The following is a 22,937-nucleotide window of genomic DNA, read 5'->3' as shown; positions in this document are numbered from 1 at the left end:
ATTTTCAACCAAGAAGCCGGGACCGTTCATGCTGCTCGACACCAAAACCTCCCAGGCCTTGTCCGCCATCCTATCGAGGCCGGGCAAGCAGACGGTGGCATCGGTCAAGGCGATTTTAAGGCGGGCCGGGCTGCGCCCGACCCGCCAGCGTCTCACGCTCGGAAGGCTGCTGTTTACGGGCGAGCACCGGCATGTCACTCCGGATATGCTGAATGCGGAAGCTCTGCTGCACGGCGAAAAGCTTTCCGTCGCTACCGTCTACAATACGCTCAGGCAGTTTGAGGAAGCCGGACTTGTGCGCAAGATCAGCCTTCATGGCGGACGCACCTATTTCGATACGGATACCGGCGATCACACGCATTTCTATATTGAGGCCGACGACAGGATCATCGATATTCCCACCGAAGCCATCAGCGTAGGCCCTCTTCCCCCTCCGCCGCCAGGTTACAGGATCAGCAAGGTGGACATTCTCGTTCACCTCGTTTGCGACACGGGTTCGCGCTGATTTTCCCAACCATCCATTTGGTCGCATCCCGTTTTAGTTCTATTTGATTTAGATCAATGACAGTGATCCGCTCAATGCGGATACAGAAATATCGTTATTGCTGTCCTTTGCGGGCAGTTTTTGTCATGCGCTGCGAGGGGATTTCATGAACTACGCCGCTGGAACCGTCATTTCCGGTCTTGGAGCACTGTTCGCTGTGCTTCTGGCCGGCTTTTCTCATGATGAACTGTTCAGAACCCATATGTGGATTCTGTTCGCAACACTTGCCATCTTCACCATTTTGCTGATGCGCAACGCCGATTACGGCCTGGCGCCCAAAAAGGCCGTCGACCAGTCCACCTATATGGACGGGCCGATCCGCTATGGCGTGATTGCGACGGTATTCTGGGGCGTGGTCGGTTTTCTGGCGGGGGTTCTTATTGCAGCGCAGCTTGCGTTCCCCGATCTCAATCTTGAACCGTGGTTCAATTTCGGTCGCCTGCGCCCGCTGCATACATCCGGCGTAGTCTTCGCTTTTGGCGGCAATATACTGATCGCATCGTCGTTCTATGTGGTGCAGCGCACCTGCCGCGCGCGCCTGTTCGGCGGCGATCTGGCCTGGTTTGTGTTCTGGGGCTACCAGCTTTTCATCATCATGGCGGCGACCGGCTATCTGCTCGGCATCACGCAGTCGCGCGAATATGCCGAACCGGAATGGTATGTCGATATATGGCTGACCATCGTCTGGGTCGCCTATCTCATCGTGTTCATGGGAACGCTTTTCCGGCGCAAGGAGCCGCATATCTATGTGGCGAACTGGTTCTACCTCTCCTTCATCATCACCATTGCCATGCTGCATATCGTCAACAATCTGGCGGTGCCGGTATCCTTCCTTGGCGTGAAGAGCTATTCTGCCTTCGCAGGCGTACAGGATGCGGTGACGCAATGGTGGTATGGGCATAATGCGGTGGCATTCTTCCTCACCGTCCCCTTCCTCGCGATGATGTATTATTTCGTACCCAAGCAGGCGGAACGTCCGGTCTATTCGTACCGTCTGTCCATCGTGCATTTCTGGTCGATCATCTTTCTCTATATCTGGGCGGGTCCGCACCATCTGCACTATACCGCTGTGCCCGACTGGGCGCAGACGCTGGGCATGGTGTTCTCCATCATGCTGTGGATGCCCTCCTGGGGCGGCATGATCAATGGTCTGATGACCCTTTCCGGCGCATGGGACAAGGTACGCACCGATCCAATCATCCGCCTGATGGTCGCGGCTATCGCTTTTTACGGCATGGCGACCTTCGAGGGTCCGCTGATGTCGATCAAGGCGGTCAATTCGCTCTCGCACTATACCGACTGGACCATCGGCCACGTTCACGCGGGCGCACTGGGCTGGAACGGCATGATCACCTTTGCCGCCGTCTATTATCTCGCGCCGAAGCTGTGGAACCGCGAGCGCCTCTATTCGATCCGCATGGTCAACTGGCACTTCTGGCTCGCAACGCTTGGCATCGTGCTTTACGCCTCTGCCATGTGGGTTGCCGGCATCCAGCAGGGCCTGATGTGGCGCGAATATGACGATCAGGGCTTCCTCGTCTATTCCTTCGCGGAGACCGTGCTCGCAATGTTCCCCTACTATGTCATCCGTACGCTTGGCGGCGTGTTCTATCTCGCTGGCGGACTCGTGATGGCGTGGAACGTCTATCAGACCATCCGTGGCCAGTTGCGCAGCGAGGCTCCCATGGGGGGCACCAGAGCGGCTATCGGTGCAACCGTCGTGCAGCCTGCCGAATAAGGAGCGTATGATTTATGTCTGTACTGGATAAACACTCCAAACTGGAGAAAAACGCCACCTTGCTGCTGGTCGCTTCGCTGGCAGTGGTCACGATCGGCGGCATTATTGAAATCGCACCGCTCTTCTATCTCGAAAACACCATCGAGAAGGTGGAAGGAATGCGCCCCTATTCGCCGCTGGAGCTGGCGGGGCGCGACATCTATGTGCGTGAAGGCTGCTATCTGTGTCACAGCCAGATGATCCGGCCTTTCCGCGACGAGGTGGAGCGCTACGGCCATTACAGCCTGGCTGCCGAATCCATGTATGATCATTCGTTCCAGTGGGGCTCGAAGCGCACGGGGCCGGACCTTGCGCGCGTCGGCGGCCGCTATTCCAACGAATGGCACGTACAGCATCTCATCCGCCCGCGCGATGTGGTGCCCGAATCGGTGATGCCAAGCTATGCGTTCCTGATGAACAAGCCGCTCGATGCGTCCAATATTACAGCCAATCTCAAGGCCAATGTGAGCGTCGGCGTTCCCTATACGCAGGAGATGCTCGACAATGCGCTCGACGATCTGAAGGCGCAGGCCGATCCCGATGCCGATACGTCCGGCATAGAGGAGCGCTACCCCAAGGCGAAGATCGGCGATTTCGACGGCAATCCGCAGGTGATCTCCGAAATGGACGCGCTGGTCGCCTATTTGCAGATGCTCGGCACACTGGTTGATTTCTCGACCTATGATCAATCGCCCCAGGCAAGATAAAGCGGAACAAGGCAATGGATTACAACACCATGCGTACTTTCGCCGATAGCTGGGGCCTCCTCGGCATGGTGATCTTCTTTATCTTCGTCATCCTTTTCGCCTTCCGGCCCGGAAGCAAGAAAAAGGCGGACGATGCGAAGAATATCCCGTTCAAGGACGATAAAGATGAGTGAAAAACAAATTGATGAAGTCACCGGCGTCTCGACCACGGGACATGAATGGGATGGGATTCGCGAACTCGACAATCCCATGCCGCGCTGGTGGCTGTGGACATGGTACGCGACCATCTTCTGGTCACTTCTCTATGTGATCGCCTATCCGGCATGGCCGCTGATTACCAGTTCCACCGAAGGGGTGCTCGGCTGGTCCAGCCGCGGGACTTTCTGGGAAGAAAACGCCAGGATTGCTACTGATCGCCAGGGCATTATCGATCAGATCAAGGCCAAGGATGTGCATGAGATTCTGGCCGATGAAAATCTGCGCCAATATGCCATTGCAGGCGGTGCTGCGGCGTTCCGCGTCAATTGCGTACAGTGCCACGGCTCCGGTGCGCAAGGAGCGCCGGGCTATCCGAACCTCAATGACGATGACTGGCTGTGGGGCGGCAGCGTCGACGACATCCTGACGACCATCCGTCATGGCGTGCGCTCGACCGATGATGAGCAAACCCGCATCTCGGAAATGCCGGCCTTCGCCGACATTCTCGAACCGCAGCAGATTCGCGATGTCGCAGCCTATGTGGTCAGCCTTTCGGGCACGCCGCACGATCCGGCGATGATCCCGGACGGCAAGCAGGTCTATGCCGAAAATTGCGCGGTCTGCCACGGCGACGATGCCAAGGGCATGCGCGAATTCGGCGCGCCGGACCTCACCGACGCCATCTGGTTCTACGGTTCGGGCGAAGATGCAATCGTGCGTCAGGTCGCGCGCCCCAAGCACGGCGTGATGCCTGCATGGGAAGCCCGTCTGGGAGATGCGACCGTCAAGCAGCTCGCCATTTTCGTTCACTCGCTGGGCGGCGGCGAATAACAAATTCCGGCCCGCACGACGGTGCGCGGGCCGGAATTTATCTGATCAGGCATGGTTTCGAAAACCCGTTGACGCCTTTCGAGCCATGCCCAAGGAGCAAGGCAAATGTCAGATGATGTCGAACGGATTGACGTTCAGGCAGTTAATTCCCCCAAAACACGCCAGTCACTCTATGCGGCACGGATAAAAATCTTTCCAAAGCGCGTGAAGGGCGAGTTCCGGCGCTTCAAATGGATTGTCATGCTCGTAACATTGGGCATCTATTACCTGACCCCGTGGCTGCGCTGGGATCGCGGACCCTATGCACCCGATCAGGCGGTGCTGATCGACCTTGCGAACCGTCGCTTCTATTTCTTCTTCATCGAAATCTGGCCGCAGGAATTCTATTATGTCGCCGGGCTGCTGATCATGGCGGGACTGGGGCTGTTTCTTGCCACATCGGCCGCCGGGCGCGCCTGGTGCGGCTATACCTGCCCGCAGACCGTCTGGGTCGATCTCTATCTTGTGGTGGAACGCGCCATCGAAGGCGACCGCAATGCCCGCATGAAGCTCGACAAGGCACCGTGGTCCCTGGACAAGCTATGGAAGCGCGTCAGCAAACATTCCATCTGGATAGTCATCGGCATTCTGACCGGCGGCGCCTGGATTTTCTATTTCGCCGACGCGCCCACCCTGCTCATGGATTTCGTGACCGGCCATGCCGAACCGGTGGCCTATTTCACCGTCGCGATCCTCACCGGAACAACCTATGTTTTCGGTGGCCTGATGCGCGAACAGGTCTGCACCTATATGTGCCCATGGCCGCGCATCCAGGCTGCGATGATGGACGAAAACTCGCTGACCGTCACCTATAATGACTGGCGCGGGGAGCCGCGCTCGCGCCACTCCAAGAAGGCCCTCGCCGCGGGCGAGACGGTGGGGGACTGCGTGGATTGCAATGCCTGTGTCGCCGCTTGCCCCATGGGTATCGATATTCGCGACGGCCAGCAGCTTGAGTGCATCACCTGCGCATTGTGCATCGACGCCTGCAATTCCGTGATGGACAAGATCGGCAAGCCGCGCGGCCTGATTTCCTATGCGACGCTCGCCGATTATGACGCCAATATGGACCTTGCGACCAATAATGGCACCGCATCAATCGATCCCGCGCGGGTCTATGAAGCGCCAAACAAGTTTTCGGATGCAGTGCAGAATCTGTCGTGGAAAAAGGTGCTGCGCCCGCGCACGCTTTTCTATTTTGCCGTCTGGGCGCTGATCGGCCTCACCCTGGTCATTTCGCTCAATATGCGCCAGCGGATCGGCATCAATGTGCTGCATGACCGCACACCACAATATGTGCTCCTGTCCGACGGATCGATCCGCAATGGCTATACGGTCAAGCTGCTCAATATGATCCCGCAGCCGCGCACGTTCCACCTTTCCATCGAGGGGCTGCCCGAAGCGGCGCTGACCGTTCAGGACGAGGAAGCGGGAGCGGACGGCAATTATGAGGTGGCAGTCGATCCCGACCGCCTGACGACATTGCGCGTCTTTGTCACCCTGCCGCAAGATGCTATCAAGGCGCATCGTTCCGACTTCGAGATCCAGGTGCGCGATGCGGACGGCGCGGAAAGCGCCCGCTACGATGCAACATTCATAGCTCCGGAGAAAAGATGATGGCTGTCAAATCGAAAACTTCAGGCACGTTCACCGGCTGGCATATGCTGGGCATCATGCTGGCTTTCTTCGGTGTCATCATCGCCGTCAATCTGGTCATGGCCTATAAGGCGGTCAATAGCTGGAGCGGACTGGTCGTCCCCAATACCTATGTCGCCAGCCAGGAATTCAACGAAAAAGCGCAGACCGGCAAGCAGCAGGCAGCACTTCAATGGCAGGCCAAACCCGCCTATGAAAACGGCATCTTCACCTACCGTCTTAACGACCGTGACGGCAATGCCATTGTCGCCACCGGCGGCACGGTGGAATTCAAGCGTCCGGTCGGCGATGTGAACGACACCGTGGTCCAACTGGACACAGGTGCGGACGGTTTTCTGAGCGCGCCGGTCGAACTGGGCGAAGGAAGCTGGATCATGGAAGTGAATGCAGATGCGGGGCTTGACGATCCCTATCGCCATATTCTGCGCATCCTCATCCGCAATGGGAGAATGCTATGAGCTGCTGTGTCGAGAGCGCCCAGCTTGCGGTCGCGACCCAGTCTGTTTCACCAGATGAAATGGAATTTTCCAGCCGCGCGCTCGGCGACGGGCTGCGCCAGTTGGAGCTTTCGGTTCCCGACGTTCATTGCGGGCTTTGTATCAAGACCATCGAAGACGGGCTCGACGCCTTGCCGGGCATTGCCTATGCGCGCGTCAATCTGACTTCCAAGCGCGTTTCGGTGCGCTGGAAAGATGGCGAAACCCCGCCCGATGTGGTCGATACGCTGCGCAGGCTCGGCTATGAGGCGCATATATTCGAGCTGGCGCAGGAAAAAGACCCGACCTTCACCCGCCTGCTGATCGCGCTCGGCGTTGCAGCCTTTGCATCAAGCAATGTAATGCTGCTTTCCGTCGCCGTCTGGTCGGGCGCGGATGCGGCCACGCGCGATCTGTTCCACTGGATTTCCGGTCTCATCGCCCTGCCCACGCTGGTCTATTCGGGTCGTATTTTCTACTCTTCCGCATGGAAGGCATTGCGGGCGCGGCGTGTGAATATGGATGTGCCGATTGCGCTTGCCATTTCGCTGGCCTTCGCCATGAGCGTCTATGAGACCATGCATCATGGCGAACATGCCTATTTCGACGCCTCGGTGTCGCTGCTGTTCTTCCTGCTGATCGGGCGTACGCTCGATTACATGATGCGCGAGCGGGCGCGCTCTGCCGTGCGCGGGCTGGCGCAGCTTAGCCCTCGTGGTGCGGTGGTGATCGGCGAGAATGGGGAACGCAATTACCTGCCGGTCAACGAAATCCGGCCCGACATGCGCATCATTCTGGCGGCAGGCGAGCGTGTGCCGGTCGATGCCCGCATAGAGGAAGGCCGTTCCGAACTCGACTGCGCCATTGCATCGGGCGAAAGCGATGCCGTGCCCGTGGGGCCGGGGTCGGATATTCGCGCAGGCACGCTCAATCTTTCCGCGCCGCTCATCATCCGCGCGACAGCGGAAGCCAAAAATTCGTTTCTGGCCGAAATGGTGCGGCTCATGGATGTGGCTGAAGGCGGTCGCGCGCGCTATCGCCGTCTCGCCGACCGCGCATCCGAACTCTATGTTCCGCTGGTGCATTCCATCGCCTTTCTCGCCTTTGTCGGCTGGATGATCCATACGGGTGGCGACTGGTATCGCTCGATCTATATTGCGATTTCCACGCTCATCATCACCTGCCCCTGCGCGCTGGCGCTGGCCGTGCCCATCGTGCAGGTGGTGGCCGCGCGCCGCCTGTTTGAAAACGGGATCATGATCAAGGACGGCTCCGCCATGGAGCGCATGGCGGAAATCGATACCGCGATTTTCGACAAGACCGGCACGCTGACACTCGGACAGCCAAGGCTGGCGGATCAGGAAAGCGTCGATCCGCACCATCTGGAAATCGCAGCCGAACTTTCGCTTTATTCGCGCCATCCGCTTTCGCGGGCGCTTGCCGCCCTCTCCGGCAGCAAGCCGATGAGCGCGTTCACCCGCATTGAGGAAGTGCCCGGCTGCGGCATCGAGGCTGTATTGGACGGCATCACCTATCGGCTCGGCAAGCGCGAATGGGCTGGCGGCGAAAGCGATGCACCTGCCGCCTCCGGCCCGCAAACCTGCCTTGCCATTGATGGCGAAATCGTCGAGACCTTCCATTTCGAGGACCGCCCGCGCGAGGATGCGGCAACAGCTCTTGGCGCGTTGAAGCGCGAGGGCGTGAAGCTCGGCATCATGTCGGGCGACAAGCTGCCGGCGGTGCAGAAGCTTGCGGGTTTTCTCGGTGTGGACAATTATCGCGGCGAGGTTCTGCCTGCCGACAAGTCGAAGCTGGTGCAGGAGCTTGCCAGCGATGGCGGCAAGGTGCTGATGGTGGGCGATGGCCTCAATGACGCGCCTGCACTTGTTGCAGCCCATGTTTCCATGGCACCCGCAACGGCTGCGGATATTGGCCGCAACGCCGCCGATTTCGTGTTTCTGCGCGAAAGCCTCGCCGCCGTGCCGCTTGCCCTTGCCGTCTCGCGCGAAGCAGGCAAGCTGATCAGGCAGAATTTCGCGCTGTCCATCGGCTATAATATCATCGCCGTGCCGATTGCGATTTTCGGCTATGTCACGCCGCTTGTTGCCGCCCTTTCGATGTCGTTCTCGTCGATCGTGGTGATTTCCAATGCGCTGCGGCTCAGGGCGGGCAAGCAAAGCACACAAAAGAGCGCAGGCACTGCGCGCGCCGCAACGATGCGGGAGGCGCATGAATGAGCGGACTTCTGTTCCTCATTCCCATCGCGCTGTTTTTAGGCGCGCTTGGCCTCGCCGCCTTCCTCTGGACGCTGAAAAGCGGCCAGTATGAGGATCTCGACGGCGCGGCCAACCGCATATTACTCGATGATGATTCTAGTCCTGATCCTGAATCAAAATCGCACGAAGATCGTTGACATTGGTGCCGGTCGGCCCCGGCACGAACAGATCGCCTATGGCGTTGAAAGCCGTCCAGGCATCATTCGCGTTGAGGCGCGCGGCGCCATCCGCGCCCGCCTGCTGCAAGCGCGAAACCGTCGCGCCATCGGCAAAGGCCCCGGCATTATCCTGCGAGCCGTCAATGCCGTCCGTATCGGCGGCAAGCGCATGAATATTGGCATAGCCGTCTATATCGAGCGCGAATGAGAGCAGGAATTCGCTGTTGCGTCCGCCCTTGCCGCCCTTTTCGCGAATAGTGACGGTGGTTTCCCCGCCCGAAAGCATGACAACCGGCTTTTTGAACGGACGCTCGCGAGCCGCCACTTCGCGCGCGATTGCCGCGTGAACATGCGCCACTTCGCGCGCCTCGCCTTCCATCGCATCCGACAGGATCACCGCCTCGATGCCATGGCGCTTGGCTTCCTGTGCCGCAGCTTCCAGCGACACGGCGGCGGAAGCGATCACGCGTATTTCATTATTGGCGAAAATCTCGTCTTCGGGCCTGGGCGCGTGGCAGTTTTCACCCCGGATATGATCAAGCGCGGCCTGCGGCAGATCAAGCCGGTAGCGTTCGATGACCTTCAGCGCATCGTCGCGGCTGGTTGCGTCGGGCACGGTGGGGCCGGAGGCGACGAAAGCGGGATTGTCGCCGGGAATATCGGAGACAACCAGCGAAAAAACCGGTGCCGGATGGGCAGCGGCGGCAAGCCTGCCGCCCTTGATGGTGGAGAGGTGCTTTCTGACCGCATTCATGGCCGAGATCGGTGCGCCGGAGGCCAGCAGCGCCTCGTTGACGGCGATTTCATCCTCCAGTGTCATGCCTTCGGGCGGTGAAGGCAGCAGCGCTGAACCGCCGCCGGAAATCAACGCCACCACCAGATCATCCTGCGTGAGACCGGACAGGGCCGCAAAAAGCCGTTCACTGGCTTGCAGTCCCGCCGCATCGGGCACCGGATGCGCCGCTTCAATGATTTCGATGCGTTCACACGGCGCGCCATAGCCGTAACGCGTCACCACCACGCCTTCCAGCGGTGCGTCCCACACTTTCTCAAAGGCTGCAGCCATTTGCGCCGAACCCTTGCCAGCACCGATCACGATGGTACGGCCTTTGGGCTTTTGCGGCAGGTTGGCGCGGATGGTCAGTTCGGGGTCGGCTGCGGCAACGGCGGCATCGAAAAGACTGGTGAGGAATTTCCTCGGATCGGCGATTACGGTCATGCTTGTCCCGATGGCTATGAAAGTACACTCTTGAGCGGCTTTCCGGCAATATAGGTTTCAGCTATAGCGCGGTCATCGCCCAAGGTCTGCAACAAAAACAGTTCCTGTTCCAGCGTCGCGCCCGCCGCCATGCGCAACCGCATCGGCGAAGTGGCGGACGAATCGAGCACCACAATATCGGCTTCCGTGCCTTCATCAAGCGTGCCGATCCTGTCTTCCATCGCGAGCGCGCGGGCATTGCCCAGCGTCATCATATAGAAGGACTGGAACGGGTTCATGCGGCTTCCGCGCAATTGCAGAACCTTGTAGCCTTCATCCATGGTGCGCAGCATGGAAAAACTGGTGCCGCCGCCAATATCGGTGGCAACCGCCATGCGCACTCCCGCCGCCTTGAGCCGGTCGCGGTCGAACAGGCCAGAACCGAGAAACAGGTTCGAGGTCGGGCAGAAGACGGCAATCGAGCCGGTCTGCGCCATCACGCGCACTTCGCGCTCTTCCAGATGGATAGAATGGCCAAGCAGCGTCTTGTTGCCCAGAAGGCCGTAATGCTCATAAATGCCCAGATAATCAGGCGCATCGGGATAGAGCGATTTTGTAAACGCGATCTCGTCGAGATTTTCCGAAAGATGGGTCTGGATGAAAAGACCCGGATGCTCACGGGCCAGCGCCTGGCTGGCTTCAAGCTGTTCCGGGGTCGAGGTGATGGCAAAGCGCGGGGTGATCACATATTCAAGCCGGTCCTTGCCGTGCCAGCGCGCAATCAGCGCCTTGCTGTCGTCATAGCCTGATTGGGCCGTATCACACAGTGCCGGGGGCGCATTGCGATCCATCATCACCTTGCCGCCGAGCATACGCATATTGCGATGCTGCGAGGCGCGGAAATAGGCGTCCACACTTTGCGGATGCACCGAGCAATAGGCGACAGCCGTGGTCGTGCCGTGACGGATCAGCTCATCAAGAAAACGCTCTGCGATGAATTCTGCGTGCTGCTCGTCGGCGAATTTCTGTTCGGCCACAAAAGTATGGGTGTTGAGCCATTCCAGCAGATTGGCGGCATAGGAGGCAACCACCTGCGTCTGCGGATAATGGATATGCGTGTCGATGAAGCCGGGCAGAATGAGATGCGGGCGGTGATCGGCAAGTTTCACATTAGCGCCTGCCTGCGCGCTTACGCTGGCATAATCGCCAAGGCGCGCAATACGGCCATTTTCGACCAGCACCGCACCATCTTCGATATAGCGGTAAGAATTGGCATCTTCCAGGCTTTGCGGCTCATCATTAAAACTCAGCACGCGGCCACGGATGAGAAGTCGGGTCATTATTTCTTTGCTCCAGCAATGGCGGATTCATACCAGGAGGCGAGAAGGCGGCGCTCGTCATCGCTGACGCCGGTCACATTGGCCGGGGGCATGGCATGGGAGCGCCCCGCCTGCAAATAGATTTCACGCGCCTGAGAGGCGATCTCGCGGTCGGTTTCAAGGACGACGCCCTTGGGTGGCGCAATAATGCCTTGCCAGCCCGGCTCCCTGGCATGGCACATGGCACAGCGCCCCAACACCGTGTCGCGCACTTTTTCAAAATGCGGATCGGAGATAAAGCCTTGCTGGAGGGCGGAGATTTTCTGCTCCTCCGGCTCGCCGGTCAGAATTTTCGGCACCGTTGAAAGCCAGATGATGACGATGAAAAGAATGACCGTCGCCAGCCATGTCCATGTCGGGTTGCCCTTGCGCGCATGGCGGCTATTGAACCAGTGACGAATGGTGACGCCCATCAGAAACACCAGCGATGCGATGATCCAGTTATATTCGGTCGCGAAAGCCAGCGGGTAATGGTTGGACAGCATCAGGAACAGGACAGGCAGCGTCAGATAGTTGTTATGAGTCGAGCGCTGCTTGGCGATCTTGCCATATTTGGGATCGGGCTTACGGCCTGCTATCAAATCGGCAACTACGATCTTCTGGTTCGGAATGATGATCATGAAGACGTTGGCCGACATGATGGTCGCGGTGAAGGCCCCCAGATGCAGGAAGGCGGCGCGGCCCGTAAACAGATGCGTATAGCCCCAGGCGACCACGACCAGGACCAGATAGAGCAGAACCATGAGCAGCGTGTCGCTTTTGCCCAGGGCCAGCTTGCAGATCGTGTCATAGGCCAGCCAGCCAAGCGCCAGCGAGGCGATGGAGATTGCAATGGCCACCGGCGCAGACACATCGAGCACATTGGGGTCGATCAGGTAAAGATCGGCACCCGCATAATAGACGATGCACAAAAGCGCAAATCCCGACAGCCATGTGGCGTAGGATTCCCATTTGAACCAGATGAGATGTTCGGGCATATGCGCGGGCGCGACCAGATATTTCTGAATGTGATAAAAGCCGCCGCCATGGACCTGCCATTCCTCGCCATGCGCGCCTTCCGGCAGGCCGGGACGCTGGCGCAGGCCAAGGTCGAGCGCGATGAAATAAAAGGACGAACCGATCCACGCGATAGCGGTGATCACATGCAGCCACCGCGCGGCGAAGCCCAGCCAGTCCCAGGCTACGGCAAAATCATACATCAGGTGCTCCCATTGTTTGCTTTTATATTATGTGCCAAAGCTTCGCAGTCGAGGGAACATTACATCACACCCATCACTTTCAAAAAAATCTAGACAATGGTGCAAACAGCCTATGTCATATCTGGATAATCTGCGCGTTTTCGTTCGTGTTGTCGAATTGGGAAATCTTTCGGCAGCAGGCCGCGACCAGCGCGTTTCTCCAGCGGTTGCAAGCAATCGTATCAAGGAGCTGGAAAAGCATCTGGGCGCGCGCCTCTTCAATCGCACCACGCGCAAGCTCACCCCCACCGAACATGGCCGGCTGTTTTATGACGGGGCGCTGAAAATCCTCGAAGCGGTGGAGGAGGCCGAAGCGGCGGTCGCCGACCTTGCGCAAAACCCCAGGGGATCGATTCGCATCACCGCGCCACTGGGCATCGGGCGGCGGCTCATCGCTTCGGGCATTCCGGAGTTTCACGACAAATATCCCGATATTGAAGTGCGGCTGCGCCTGTCCGATCACGAGATCGACATTATGAGCGAAGGCGTCGATGTCGCCTTCAAGCTGGGAGTTCTGGAAAATTCCAACCTGCGTATGCGCGGCATTCTCGATTGCGAGCGCGTGATCTGCGCCGCGCCTGAATATCTGGCGAAACACGGGGTGCCGCAGGCACCGGAAGAACTGCTGGGAGAGAAGCATCATTGCCTGTTGCTGCGTTTTCCCGGCTCCAAGGAGTATTACTGGACCCTGCAAACGCCCGAAGGCAGGCGCAAGTTCGAGGTGACGGGGCCATATGATTCTGACGATGGCGACGTTCTGACAGAATGGGCGCTTGGCGGACGCGGCATCATCAACAAGCCGCTCTTCGAGGTGAAGGAATATATGCGCGAGGGACGGCTGGTTCCAATTCTTGAAAATACACCGCCCGCATCCATCCAGCTTGCAGCGATCTATCCGCACAAACGCTTTCAGGATCCAAAAGTTCGCCTCATCATCGACTTTATGGCAGAACGCTGCCAGCGGCTGATCCGGGAAATATTGGCGTAAAACGACTTCAGCTCGATTGCGCAGCTCTGGCGGGAGCCAGCACCGCGCTTAGTACTTCCGCCGTCACCAGGGCGGCGATGATTTCGGGCCTTTTGTCCTTCACTAGCGCGCCGCCAATCGGGCAGACGAGATTTTCAAACAGTGCATCACCGCCATCCATTTCTCGCTTGAGCCAGTTTCTGAACGTGGCTTTCTTGGTTTTCGAGCCGATCATGCCGACATAGGCCGCATCGCCGCGCTGCAAGGCTTCGGTTGCGATCAGAAAATCAAGCGCATGGTCATAGGTGAGAATGATGAAGGCGCTGCCCGATGGGGCCGATCGCACCAACTGTTCGGGCATGGCGGTCAGGCAGGTTTCGACGCCCGGCGCATCGGCGGCAAGCAGTTCGCTCTCGCGCGTATCGACCAGCACAACGCGCACCGGCGCAAGCGACAGGGCATAGGCCAGCGCATCACCGACATGGCCCGCACCAAAGACATAGACATGGGGGCGGGTTGCAATCTCCGCATCGATCCGGCCAATAAGTTCAGCAGTCAGGCCCTGATCGACGCGCTGGAAATCCAGGCCCACGCGCCCGCCGCAGCATTGGCCGATTTCCGGCCCCAAAGGCACGTCCATCGGGTCGCTGCTGCCGCCCGCCAAAATTTTGCGGGCATGGTCGATGGCCATATATTCGAGCTGGCCGCCGCCAATGGTGCGGAAAATTCCCTCGCGCGAGACCAGCATCCATGCACCCGCTTCGCGCGGTGCGGAGCCTTTCACCCGCGCCACTTCAACCGCCACGCAATCGGGATATCGGCTTAGAAAAGCCCTGATATCGTCGCGCGCGCGCCGCATCGCCTAGTCCTTTGCGGCGCGCAGCCGCTCAATGGCCATAAGCACGCGCTCGGGCGTGGCGGGCGCATCAAGGCGGGGGCAGAGTTTGTGATCGGCCACGCTGGCAATGGCGTCCGACAGAGCGTGCAGCACCGACATGCCATGCGGCAAAGGCGGCTCGCCCACCGCCTTGGAGCGATGGATGGTCGGCTCATAGGCTTCCGACCAGTCAGTCAGCGCCACGTTGAAGATTTTGGGCCGGTCGGAAGCGAGCGGAATTTTATAGGTGGAGGGCGCATGGGTGCGCAGCCGCCCCTTATCATCCCAGACCAGTTCCTCCGTCGTCAGCCAGCCCATGCCCTGAATGAAGCCGCCTTCCACCTGCCCTATATCGATAGCGCGGTTGAGCGAGCGGCCCGTATCGTGAAGAATATCGGTGCGTTCCACCACATATTCGCCGGTCAGCATATCAACCGAAACTTCCGAACAGGCCGCGCCATAGGCATAATAATAGAAGGCGTGACCCCTGCCCTTGGCCCGGTCCCAGTGGATTTTCGGCGTCTTGTAATGGCCTGCTGCCGAAAGCTGCACGCGCCCGATATAGGCCTGTTTCACCAGATCGTTGAAGCTGATTTCCTGATTGCCGACGCGTATGCGATTGGGCAGGAAGACCACCTGATCTTCCGGCACCTGATATTGATGCGCGGCAAAGTGAACAAGGCGCTTCTTGATCTGGCGTGCGGCATCCTGCGCCGCCATGCCATTGAGATCCGCGCCCGACGAGGCAGCAGTCGGTGCGGTATTGGGCACCTTGGCGGTGGTGGTGGCGGTGATCTTCACCCGGTCAATGTCGATCTGGAATTCTTCCGCCACGACCTGCGCCACTTTCATATGAAGTCCCTGCCCCATTTCTGTGCCGCCATGGTTCATGTGAACCGAACCGTCATTATAGACATGCACGAGAGCGCCGGCCTGATTGGATTCCGTCTTGGTGAAGGAGATGCCGAATTTGACCGGCGTCAGCGCCATGCCGCGCTTTATATAACGGCTTTTGGCGTTGAACTCGCGGATCGCCTCGCGCCGCCTGACGTAATCCGCGCTTTCCTCCAGTTCCGCCACAATGCGCTGGATGATGCAGTCTTCCACCTTCTGATGATAGGGCGTGACATTACGCGCACCGTCAATGCCCATTGCATCATAGAAATTAAGCTTGCGGATTTCGAGAGAGTCCTTGCCGACGGCAAAGGCCACTTCGTCGATGATGCGCTCCGCCCCGATCATGCCCTGTGGACCGCCGAAACCACGAAAGGCCGTGTTGGAAACCGTATTGGTGTAAAGTGGCGCCGATTGTGCATGGACGGTGGGATAAAAATAGGCGTTGTCACAATGAAACAGCGCGCGGTCGCCGACCGGCCCGGAAAGATCAGCGGAAAATCCGGCATTGAGCGCGAACATGAAATCGACGCCCAGAATATTGCCTTCGTCATCGAAGCCGACTTCATAATCGATCATGAAATCGTGCCGCTTGCCGGTCGAGGTCATGTCCTCGTCGCGATCGAGCCGGATTTTGACGGCGCAATGATGCTTCTTGGCGGCGATGGCAGCAATTGCGGCCCATTGATTGGCTTGCGTTTCCTTGCCGCCAAAGCCGCCGCCCATGCGGCGCACTTCAACCGTGACGCTATGGCTTGGCACGCCAAGCGCCTGAGCGACCAGATGCTGGGTCTCGCTCGGCCCCTGCGTGGAACAATAGACGGTGACGTCCTCATCCTCGCCGGGAATGGCCAGCGATGCCTGCCCTTCGAGATAGAAATGGTCCTGCCCGCCAAGGCTCATGCGGCCCTTGACCTTGCGCGGCGCGTGATCGATGGCCGCGCGGGCATCACCGCGATTGAGCGTGAGAGGCGTGAAGACCAGCCGGTCCCTGGTGCCGTCCAGCTTTGCAATGGAGAAGAGGCCCGGCATTTCATCATAGTCGATTTTTGCAAGGCGGGCGGCGCGGCGCGCCTGATCGCGCGTCTTTGCCAATACAGCAAAGATCGGCTGGCCATGAAACTCCACCTTGCCATCGGCAAAGATCGGATCGTCATGCATTCCCGATGGCGACACGTCATTGTCGCCCGGCACATCCTTGTAAGTCAGGATATCGACCACGCCGGGGGCGGCAAGAACCGCGGAAAAATCAAGCGATCTGATGACCGCATGGGCGACCGTCGAAAAACCGATACCGATATGCAGCGTGCCTTCGGGTTCGGGCATGTCGTCAATATAGACGGCGGTTCCGGTGACATGCTTGTGAGCGGAATCATGCTTCTGGTCGGTGGCGACGCCGCCTTTGATCTGCGAAGCTTTCATCGGGTTTGCCGGATGTTTGTTCATCTCATTCCCCTCACGCAGCCTCGATGGAGCGGCGGTGCGGGACCTCGCCCTGCGTCTCGATAAAAAAGCGGCGCAGCAGATTGCGTGCCACCAAGAGGCGATATTCCGCGCTGGCGCGCATATCGGTCAAAGGCTGATAATCGACGCTATAGGCATCAATGGCTGCTTCAACCGTTGCCTCGTTCCATGGCTTGCCGATAAGCACGGCTTCGACCGCACTGGCACGCCTGGGCGTCGCCGCCATGCCGCCATAGGCGATGCGGATGGATGCGACATTGCCCTGCGCATCAAGCGCCAGATGGAATGCGCCAAGGGCAGCGGTGATATCTTCCTCGCGGCGCTTGGAGATTTTATAGATTGCGAAATGGCTGTCCGGCTGCGGGATCGGCACATGCACCGCTTCGACGAATTCGCCGGGCGCACGATCCTGCTTGCCATAGGCGATGAAAAAGTCTTCAAGCGCGATGGTCCGCCGCTCATCGCCCCGGCGCAGCGTCAGCTTGGCATCAAGCGCGATCAGCGGCGGCGGTGTATCGCCAATCGGTGAGCCATTGGCGATATTACCGCCGATGGTGCCCATATTGCGTATCTGCTCGCCGCCGATGCGGTCGATGAGCTGCGCCAGCGGCGGAATGCGCCCGGCGAGGAAGGAAAACGCATCCGAATAGGTAACGCCTGCGCCGATGGTGACGACGCCGTTTTCCGCGTGGATGGCGCGCAGTTCCTCGATATGGCCGATGAAGACGACCGGCGAAATATCGCGCATCATTTTCGTGACCCAAAGGCCCACATCGGTCGAACCGGCAACGATAGTCGCCTTGGGTTCCGCCGCAAGAATGGCGGCGAAATCATCAAGGCTGGCAGGAACAATCATCCGGTCGCTGTCCTCACCGATTTCCACGCGCCTGCCATCACGCATGGCGGCAATTTTCTCAAGAACCGATGCGCGCTCGGCGGCAAGCGGATCTTCCATCACTGTGCCATAGTCGGAAATGGCGCGCGCCGCGCGAATGATCGCCTCATAGCCGGTACAGCGGCAGAGATTGCCTTGCAGCGCTTTTTCAATCGCCGCATCCGTTGGCCGGGGATTGCGCATCCACAGCGCATAAAGCGCCATGACGAAACCGGGCGTGCAGAAGCCGCATTGCGAGCCGTGAAAATCGATCATCGCTTTTTGCACCGGGTGCAGGCCGCCATCGGAGCCGCGCAAATGTTCGATGGTCACGACATGGCAGCCATCAAGCGAACCCATGAAACGAATGCAGGCATTGACGCTTTCATAGACAAGTTCGTCGTCCGCCACCCTGCCCACCAGCACAGTGCACGCACCGCAATCGCCCTCGGCACAGCCTTCCTTGGTACCGCGCAGCCTGGCCGAAAGACGCAGATAATCGAGCAATGTTTCGGTAGGCGACACATGGCCAAGCTCGACCGCCTGACCATTGAGAAGAAAGCGGATCACATGTCTGACGGACACATCCCTGACTGGCTGCGCCATGTCCTGAGCCATGTTGTAGTTTCCTCCTCCGACTGGCTACATGCAAGGCAAAGATAATGCTCCTCTTTGCCGCAAAAGCCAAAATGCAGTATTCTCCGCGTCATTCTCTCCAGCAAAAACCGTTTCCGGTTTTCGGGTTACGCGGAAGCTCCCATTCTCCAGTATTTCCTTATCGCGTGCATTCTGAAAGACGGCTATCGTTGGATGTCTTTCAAAAAATTGAAGGGGAATAGAACCGAAAGTCTTTACTATCATAGGTAAAAGGCAGAATCAGGGAAAACCGCATGAACTATCCGCGCAATCTCGTTGGCTATGGCCGCAATACGCCCGACCCACTCTGGCCGGGCGACGCCAATATCGCCGTGCAGTTCGTCGTCAATTACGAAGAAGGCGGCGAAAGCTGCATTCTCGATGGCGATCCCGCCTCCGAATGCCTGCTTTCCGAGATCGTCGGCGCGCAAGCCTGGCAGGGCCAGCGCAATCTCAATATGGAATCCATTTATGAATATGGCGCGCGCACCGGTTTCTGGCGACTGTGGCGCGCTTTTACGCGCCGTAACATGCCCGTCACCGTCTATGGCGTGACGCTCGCCATGGCGCGCAACCCCGAAGCGGTCGCCGCCATGAAGGAAGCCGATTGGGAAATCGCCAGCCATGGCCTGCGCTGGCTCGAATATAAGGACGTTCCCGAAGAGGTGGAGCGCGAGCATATAAGCGAGGCCGTGCGGCTGCACACCGAGATCACCGGCTCGCGCCCGCTGGGCATTTATCAAGGCAAGCCCTCCGACAACACGCTCAGGCTGGTGATGGAGGAAGGCGGCTTTGTCTATTCCGCCGATTCCTATGCCGATGAACTGCCCTATTGGGTCAAAGGTCCCAAGGGGCCGCATCTGATTGTGCCCTACACGCTCGACGCCAATGACATGCGCTTTGCCACCCCCCAGGGCTTCAATTGCGGCGAGCAGTTCTTCACCTATCTCAAGGATGCCTTTGACGTGCTTTATCGTGAGGGGGCGGAGGGCGCGCCAAAAATGCTTTCCATCGGTCTGCATTGCCGCATTGTCGGGCGTCCGGGCCGCATGGCGGCGCTTGAACGCTTTCTCGATTATGTGCAAAGCCATGACAAGGTGTGGGTTGCCAAGCGTGTGGACATTGCCCGACACTGGCACGAACATCACAAGCCGATTATGGCCGCTGTTATCCCTTCCAAAGCCGGGCGTGCCGAATTCGTCGCGCGCTATGGCGGTATTTTTGAGCATTCGCCATGGATTGCCGAACGCGCCCATGATGCAGGCTTTACTACACTGGAAGACACCGCTTCCGGCCTGCATGCGGCATTGATTCATGCTTTTCGCTCAGCTACCGCTGACGAAAAACTTGGTGTTCTGCTCGCCCATCCCGATCTTGCCGGCAAGCTTGCCCAGGCGAAACGCCTCACCGCCGAATCAAGCGCTGAACAGGCTTCGGCGGGGCTGGATGCGCTGTCCGATGTGGAACGACAGGCTTTCACCGAACTCAATGAAGCCTATATGCAGAAATTCAAGTTTCCTTTCATCATCGCCGTGAAAGGTCGCTCGAAGCAGGAAATCCTCGATGCTTTCAAGCGCCGCCTGTCTAACGAAAGAAACGTAGAATTTGAGGCCGCCTGCGCGCAGGTCGAGCGCATCGTGCTGCTGCGCCTCAAAGACATATTGCCGGAAACGCTCTGAGCCCCATGATTTACTGATTGGATCCCATTATGAACCGCACCTATTATGCACCCACTGGCGGATTGCCGCCACAGACGCAGCTTCTGACCGACCGCGCCATGTTTACAGAAGCCTATGCCGTCATCCCCAAAGGCACGTTCAGCGATATCGTCACCAGCTTCCTGCCGTTCTGGGACAAGACGCGGGCATGGGTGATCGCGCGCCCGCTTTCAGGCTTCGCCGAAACTTTTTCGCAATATATCATGGAAGTGCAGCCCGGCGGCGGCAGCGAACGGACAGAACCCGATGAGCACGCGCAAGGTGTCCTGTTCGTCGTAGAAGGTGAAGTGACCGTCACGCTTGCAGGCGAAAAACACGTTCTTATCGAAGGCGGCTATGCCTATCTGCCGCCCAAAAGCGGCTGGACATTGCGCAATGAGGGCACGGCCACCGCGCGTTTTCACTGGATACGCAAGAGCTATGAATATGTCGATGGGCTCGATGTGCCGCAGGCGCTGTTTCTCAATGAAAAGGACATCGCGCCAACCCCGATGCCCGACACGGACGGCGCGTGGGCGACAACACGCTTTGTTGATCCTGAAGATCTGCGCCACGACATGCATGTGACGGTGGTCACATTCCAGCCGGGCGGCGTGATCCCCTTTGCCGAAACCCACGTCATGGAGCATGGGCTCTATGTGCTCGAAGGCAAGGCAGTCTACCGGCTCAATCAGGACTGGGTGGAGGTGGAAGCAGGCGATTTCATGTGGCTGCGCGCCTTCTGCCCGCAAGCCTGTTATGCAGGCGGCCCGGGACGATTCCGCTACCTGCTCTATAAGGATGTGAACCGCCATATGAAGCTTTCGCGTTAAGCGAAAGCCTTCAGCGTTGAGCGCCGCGCGTTTATTTTCATATTCAGAGAATGTTATATAATTCCCTTATATTACAGGGATTTAAATGAATATTGGCGATTGAACGATGCGCGGATTCATGCTCAGTTATATCTGCGGGCGCAGAGGCGTGCCGACTTTAAGAATTGTCATTTCAAAGAGAATATACTTATGAAAAATTATCGTTCCATCGGCTGTGCCGTCGCCTTTACTGCAATCTCGTTCGTACCGGCACTCGCGGCCCCGCTTCCGGGCGGCGCCAGCACGCTTCAGGAAACCTATCAGGACTGGACCGTTACCTGCCAGACGCAAAACGCCTCAAGTGTCTGTGCCATGCGGCAGGACCAGAACAGCACCCAGACGGGTCAGCGTGTTCTGACGGTGGAATTTCGCAATGTCGATGGCGGCAAGATCGACGGTGTTCTGCTGATGCCGTTCGGGCTTGATCTTGCCAAGGGGGCATCGTTGAAGATCGATGATGCTACCGGGCCAGATCTGGCTTTTTCGACCTGTCTGCCGCAGGGATGCCTGACACCTGTCACCTTCGATGCAAAGCAGGTTACAGCCCTGAAAGCGGGCACCGATCTCAATGTCACCACCACGGCACTCAGCCCAAGCCAGCCGGTCGCCTTCAAGGTTTCGCTCAAAGGTTTCGGCGCAGCGTTCGACCGTATCGTCGCACTGACGAAGTAAGCCGCGCCCATTTCACAGGCGCGGGAAACGACTCGCTAAAAGCGCCGCTCACGCTCGCTGGGCGGCGGCGGTGACATGCGCCAGATAGCGGCGCCAGCGCATCGTCATCAGTACAGCGGCCATCCCAAGCCCAGCTGCCAGACCGCACCAGATTCCCACGCCCTTGAGGTCGAAATAAAAGGCTAGAAGCGTACCGAGCGGCAGGCCGACACCCCAATAACCGAGCAGCGCCAGATACATGGGAATCCGGGTATCACGCAGGCCGCGCAACATGCCTGAGGCAACCGCTTGCGCGCCATCCACGATCTGGAAAAGTGCCGCCAGCGCCAGAAAAACCACGGCCAGTTCGATCACAGGAAAGTTCTGCGGGTCACGCAGGTCGAGGAATATACCGATAAACAGGCGCGGGAAGATGATTATCAGCAACCCCATCAGCGCCATGAAACCGACACCAAGCGCGTAGGAACTCCAGCCTGCATAGGCGATTGCCGCCGGATCGCCCCTGCCGAAGGCACGGCCCACCCGCACTGTCGCCACCTGCCCGAAGCCTAGCGGCACCATGAAGGTGAGCGAGGCAATCTGGATCGCCACCGCATGCGCGGCCATGGCGACCGGCCCGATCAGGCCCATCATGATCACCGCCGCATAGAAGATCGACGTTTCGAATACGAAAGTCAGCGCCATGGGCAGGCCGATGCGCCAAAGCTCGATCAGGCGTGGCCAATCGGGGCGCCAGAAGCGCCCGAACAGGTGATAGCGGCGAAAGCGGCGGTGGCGCATTGTGATGAAGGCGAGGCCGAGAAACATCATCGTGCTTGACGCGGTGGTGGCAATGCCTGCGCCATGCAGTTCCATGCGGGGAAAGCCGAAATGGCCGAAAATCAGCGTCCAGCCCGCAAGTGCGTTAAACCCGATTGCAAGGGCAGCAACCAGCAATGTCCACATCGGCTTTTCCATCGCCGCGAAGAAAGAGCGCAACACGATATAGAACAGATAGGGCAGCAGCGCCCATTGCAGCGTGTGCATGAAATCCGTCGAGCGTGCGGCAATGTCCGGGCGCTGTCCCATAAGTAGATAGATTTCTTCCGCGTGCCAGAGCAGCACCCAGAACGGGATCGTGATGATGATGGCGGTCCACATGCCCTGACGCACGGTGCGGCGCACATCGCGCACCGAATGGCGATGGCGACCCAATGTGATGGCGATCATCGGCATGACCGCCGAAACAAGGCCCATCGAGAAGATCATCACCGTATGATAAAGGCTGGTCGCAAGCAGCCCCGAAGCCAGCGTATCAGCCCCCAGCCGCCCGATGAAAATCACATCGGTCGCCGTGAGCGCTGCCTGCGAAAGATTGGTGAAAATCAGCGGCCAGCCCAGCTTGAGGGCCGCAGAAATTTCCATGCCCCAGCGCTTCACACCAGTTTCACCGGGCTTGTGGAAACCCGCATTCATTGTCCTGCCCACACCATGCTCCCGAAACATCCACGGCGGTCAACCGCCGGAC

The 22,937-nt window shown here is 58.7% G+C and carries 20 protein-coding genes; 13 read left to right on the top strand and 7 right to left on the bottom strand.

The genetic code is table 11. The annotated features are described in order from the left end of the window. Positions 1-28: 28 nt before the first annotated feature. The 9 genes from irrA to ccoS all read left to right on the top strand — a co-directional run bounded on the left by irrA (position 29) and on the right by ccoS (position 8,641). Positions 29-505 (top strand): iron response transcriptional regulator IrrA, encoded by a 477-nt coding sequence (gene irrA / locus KUG47_RS03075; protein WP_217676468.1) that lies wholly within the window; start codon positions 29-31, stop codon positions 503-505. Between the two features lie 145 nt (positions 506-650). Next, complete coding sequence (gene ccoN, locus KUG47_RS03070) at positions 651-2,282, top strand: cytochrome-c oxidase, cbb3-type subunit I (RefSeq protein ID WP_217676467.1); 1,632 nt, start codon at positions 651-653, stop codon at positions 2,280-2,282. Positions 2,283-2,296: 14 nt separating this feature from the next. Then, entirely contained in the window at positions 2,297-3,028 is a 732-nt protein-coding gene (gene ccoO, locus KUG47_RS03065) for a cytochrome-c oxidase, cbb3-type subunit II (RefSeq protein ID WP_217676466.1), read from the top strand. A 14-nt stretch (positions 3,029-3,042) separates the two neighbouring features. Further along, positions 3,043-3,201, top strand: a complete 159-nt coding sequence (locus KUG47_RS03060) for a cbb3-type cytochrome c oxidase subunit 3 (protein WP_217676465.1) — start codon at positions 3,043-3,045, stop codon at positions 3,199-3,201. Beyond that, complete coding sequence (gene ccoP, locus KUG47_RS03055; RefSeq protein ID WP_217676464.1) at positions 3,194-4,057, top strand: cytochrome-c oxidase, cbb3-type subunit III; 864 nt, start codon at positions 3,194-3,196, stop codon at positions 4,055-4,057. Before KUG47_RS03060 ends, ccoP begins: the two co-directional genes overlap by 8 nt. Positions 4,058-4,162: 105 nt before the next feature. Beyond that, the gene (gene ccoG, locus KUG47_RS03050; RefSeq protein WP_217676463.1) at positions 4,163-5,713 is read left to right on the top strand and encodes a cytochrome c oxidase accessory protein CcoG; all 1,551 of its coding nucleotides are present in this window, start codon (positions 4,163-4,165) and stop codon (positions 5,711-5,713) included. After that, positions 5,713-6,210 carry a FixH family protein gene (locus KUG47_RS03045; RefSeq protein WP_217676962.1) on the top strand — a complete coding sequence of 166 codons (498 nt, stop codon included), beginning with the start codon at positions 5,713-5,715 and terminating at the stop codon, positions 6,208-6,210. The genes ccoG and KUG47_RS03045 overlap by 1 nt, the downstream gene beginning before the upstream one ends. After that, the gene (locus KUG47_RS03040) at positions 6,207-8,465 is read left to right on the top strand and encodes a cation-translocating P-type ATPase (RefSeq protein WP_217676462.1); all 2,259 of its coding nucleotides are present in this window, start codon (positions 6,207-6,209) and stop codon (positions 8,463-8,465) included. Before KUG47_RS03045 ends, KUG47_RS03040 begins: the two co-directional genes overlap by 4 nt. Beyond that, positions 8,462-8,641: a cbb3-type cytochrome oxidase assembly protein CcoS gene (gene ccoS, locus KUG47_RS03035; RefSeq protein ID WP_217676461.1), complete on the top strand. Its 180-nt coding sequence runs from the start codon at positions 8,462-8,464 to the stop codon at positions 8,639-8,641. The genes KUG47_RS03040 and ccoS overlap by 4 nt, the downstream gene beginning before the upstream one ends. Here ccoS and KUG47_RS03030 read toward each other — a convergent pair. The 3 genes from KUG47_RS03030 to KUG47_RS03020 are packed head-to-tail and all read right to left on the bottom strand — an operon-like array spanning position 8,601 to position 12,438. Continuing rightward, positions 8,601-9,881 carry a glycerate kinase type-2 family protein gene (locus KUG47_RS03030; protein WP_217676460.1) on the bottom strand — a complete coding sequence of 427 codons (1,281 nt, stop codon included), beginning with the start codon at positions 9,879-9,881 and terminating at the stop codon, positions 8,601-8,603. The genes ccoS and KUG47_RS03030 overlap by 41 nt on opposite strands. A gap of 14 nt (positions 9,882-9,895) precedes the next feature. Next, positions 9,896-11,200 (bottom strand): guanine deaminase, encoded by a 1,305-nt coding sequence (gene guaD, locus KUG47_RS03025; protein WP_217676459.1) that lies wholly within the window; start codon positions 11,198-11,200, stop codon positions 9,896-9,898. Further along, positions 11,200-12,438 (bottom strand): urate hydroxylase PuuD, encoded by a 1,239-nt coding sequence (locus KUG47_RS03020; protein WP_217676458.1) that lies wholly within the window; start codon positions 12,436-12,438, stop codon positions 11,200-11,202. Before KUG47_RS03020 ends, guaD begins: the two co-directional genes overlap by 1 nt. Positions 12,439-12,550: 112 nt before the next feature. On the opposite strand from KUG47_RS03020, the gene KUG47_RS03015 reads away from it, so the two are divergent. Then, complete coding sequence (locus KUG47_RS03015) at positions 12,551-13,465, top strand: LysR family transcriptional regulator (protein WP_217676457.1); 915 nt, start codon at positions 12,551-12,553, stop codon at positions 13,463-13,465. Between the two features lie 7 nt (positions 13,466-13,472). On the opposite strand, the gene xdhC is transcribed toward KUG47_RS03015, so the two are convergent. The 3 genes from xdhC to xdhA are packed head-to-tail and all read right to left on the bottom strand — an operon-like array spanning position 13,473 to position 18,171. Beyond that, complete coding sequence (gene xdhC, locus KUG47_RS03010) at positions 13,473-14,303, bottom strand: xanthine dehydrogenase accessory protein XdhC (protein ID WP_217676456.1); 831 nt, start codon at positions 14,301-14,303, stop codon at positions 13,473-13,475. A gap of 3 nt (positions 14,304-14,306) precedes the next feature. Next, positions 14,307-16,661, bottom strand: coding sequence for a xanthine dehydrogenase molybdopterin binding subunit (gene xdhB / locus KUG47_RS03005; RefSeq protein WP_217676455.1), 2,355 nt, complete (start codon positions 16,659-16,661; stop codon positions 14,307-14,309). Positions 16,662-16,671: 10 nt separating this feature from the next. Next, complete coding sequence (gene xdhA, locus KUG47_RS03000) at positions 16,672-18,171, bottom strand: xanthine dehydrogenase small subunit (RefSeq protein ID WP_254799253.1); 1,500 nt, start codon at positions 18,169-18,171, stop codon at positions 16,672-16,674. A gap of 272 nt (positions 18,172-18,443) precedes the next feature. Between xdhA and puuE the strand changes: the two genes are divergently transcribed. The 3 genes from puuE (at position 18,444) to KUG47_RS02985 (ending at position 21,430) form a co-directional block, all read left to right on the top strand. Then, on the top strand, positions 18,444-19,868 hold the full coding sequence (gene puuE / locus KUG47_RS02995; protein WP_217676454.1) for an allantoinase PuuE: 1,425 nt from the start codon (positions 18,444-18,446) through the stop codon (positions 19,866-19,868). A gap of 29 nt (positions 19,869-19,897) precedes the next feature. Then, a complete protein-coding gene (locus tag KUG47_RS02990; protein ID WP_217676453.1) occupies positions 19,898-20,719 on the top strand; it encodes a bifunctional allantoicase/(S)-ureidoglycine aminohydrolase in 822 nt (273 codons plus the stop codon). A gap of 189 nt (positions 20,720-20,908) precedes the next feature. Further along, positions 20,909-21,430, top strand: coding sequence for an invasion associated locus B family protein (locus tag KUG47_RS02985; RefSeq protein WP_217676452.1), 522 nt, complete (start codon positions 20,909-20,911; stop codon positions 21,428-21,430). Between the two features lie 48 nt (positions 21,431-21,478). Here KUG47_RS02985 and KUG47_RS02980 read toward each other — a convergent pair whose 3' ends face one another. Then, positions 21,479-22,885 (bottom strand): MATE family efflux transporter, encoded by a 1,407-nt coding sequence (locus KUG47_RS02980; RefSeq protein ID WP_254799306.1) that lies wholly within the window; start codon positions 22,883-22,885, stop codon positions 21,479-21,481. Positions 22,886-22,937: the final 52 nt, after the last annotated feature.

Source organism: Falsochrobactrum tianjinense (assembly GCF_019100495.1).
GTDB lineage: Bacteria > Pseudomonadota > Alphaproteobacteria > Rhizobiales > Rhizobiaceae > Brucella > Brucella tianjinense.
Note: the sequence above shows the minus strand (reverse complement) of the source record. Positions and strands in the feature narration are given on the sequence as shown.

Bases quoted from the DNA above. Each gene is read 5' to 3' on its own strand.
- KUG47_RS02980 (WP_254799306.1), bottom strand. From the start codon at position 22,885: ATGAATGCGGGTTTCCACAAGCCCGGTGAAACTGGTGTGAAGCGCTGG.
- KUG47_RS02990 (WP_217676453.1), top strand. From the start codon at position 19,898: ATGAACCGCACCTATTATGCACCCACTGGCGGATTGCCGCCACAGACG.
- KUG47_RS03015 (WP_217676457.1), top strand. From the start codon at position 12,551: ATGTCATATCTGGATAATCTGCGCGTTTTCGTTCGTGTTGTCGAATTG.
- KUG47_RS03045 (WP_217676962.1), top strand. From the start codon at position 5,713: ATGGCTGTCAAATCGAAAACTTCAGGCACGTTCACCGGCTGGCATATG.
- KUG47_RS02985 (WP_217676452.1), top strand. From the start codon at position 20,909: ATGAAAAATTATCGTTCCATCGGCTGTGCCGTCGCCTTTACTGCAATC.
- xdhC (WP_217676456.1), bottom strand. From the start codon at position 14,303: ATGCGGCGCGCGCGCGACGATATCAGGGCTTTTCTAAGCCGATATCCC.
- KUG47_RS03060 (WP_217676465.1), top strand. From the start codon at position 3,043: ATGGATTACAACACCATGCGTACTTTCGCCGATAGCTGGGGCCTCCTC.
- ccoG (WP_217676463.1), top strand. From the start codon at position 4,163: ATGTCAGATGATGTCGAACGGATTGACGTTCAGGCAGTTAATTCCCCC.
- guaD (WP_217676459.1), bottom strand. From the start codon at position 11,200: ATGACCCGACTTCTCATCCGTGGCCGCGTGCTGAGTTTTAATGATGAG.
- ccoS (WP_217676461.1), top strand. From the start codon at position 8,462: ATGAGCGGACTTCTGTTCCTCATTCCCATCGCGCTGTTTTTAGGCGCG.
- KUG47_RS03040 (WP_217676462.1), top strand. From the start codon at position 6,207: ATGAGCTGCTGTGTCGAGAGCGCCCAGCTTGCGGTCGCGACCCAGTCT.
- ccoP (WP_217676464.1), top strand. From the start codon at position 3,194: ATGAGTGAAAAACAAATTGATGAAGTCACCGGCGTCTCGACCACGGGA.
- puuE (WP_217676454.1), top strand. From the start codon at position 18,444: ATGAACTATCCGCGCAATCTCGTTGGCTATGGCCGCAATACGCCCGAC.
- ccoO (WP_217676466.1), top strand. From the start codon at position 2,297: ATGTCTGTACTGGATAAACACTCCAAACTGGAGAAAAACGCCACCTTG.
- KUG47_RS03020 (WP_217676458.1), bottom strand. From the start codon at position 12,438: ATGTATGATTTTGCCGTAGCCTGGGACTGGCTGGGCTTCGCCGCGCGG.
- ccoN (WP_217676467.1), top strand. From the start codon at position 651: ATGAACTACGCCGCTGGAACCGTCATTTCCGGTCTTGGAGCACTGTTC.
- KUG47_RS03030 (WP_217676460.1), bottom strand. From the start codon at position 9,881: ATGACCGTAATCGCCGATCCGAGGAAATTCCTCACCAGTCTTTTCGAT.
- xdhA (WP_254799253.1), bottom strand. From the start codon at position 18,171: ATGGCTCAGGACATGGCGCAGCCAGTCAGGGATGTGTCCGTCAGACAT.
- xdhB (WP_217676455.1), bottom strand. From the start codon at position 16,661: ATGAACAAACATCCGGCAAACCCGATGAAAGCTTCGCAGATCAAAGGC.
- irrA (WP_217676468.1), top strand. From the start codon at position 29: ATGCTGCTCGACACCAAAACCTCCCAGGCCTTGTCCGCCATCCTATCG.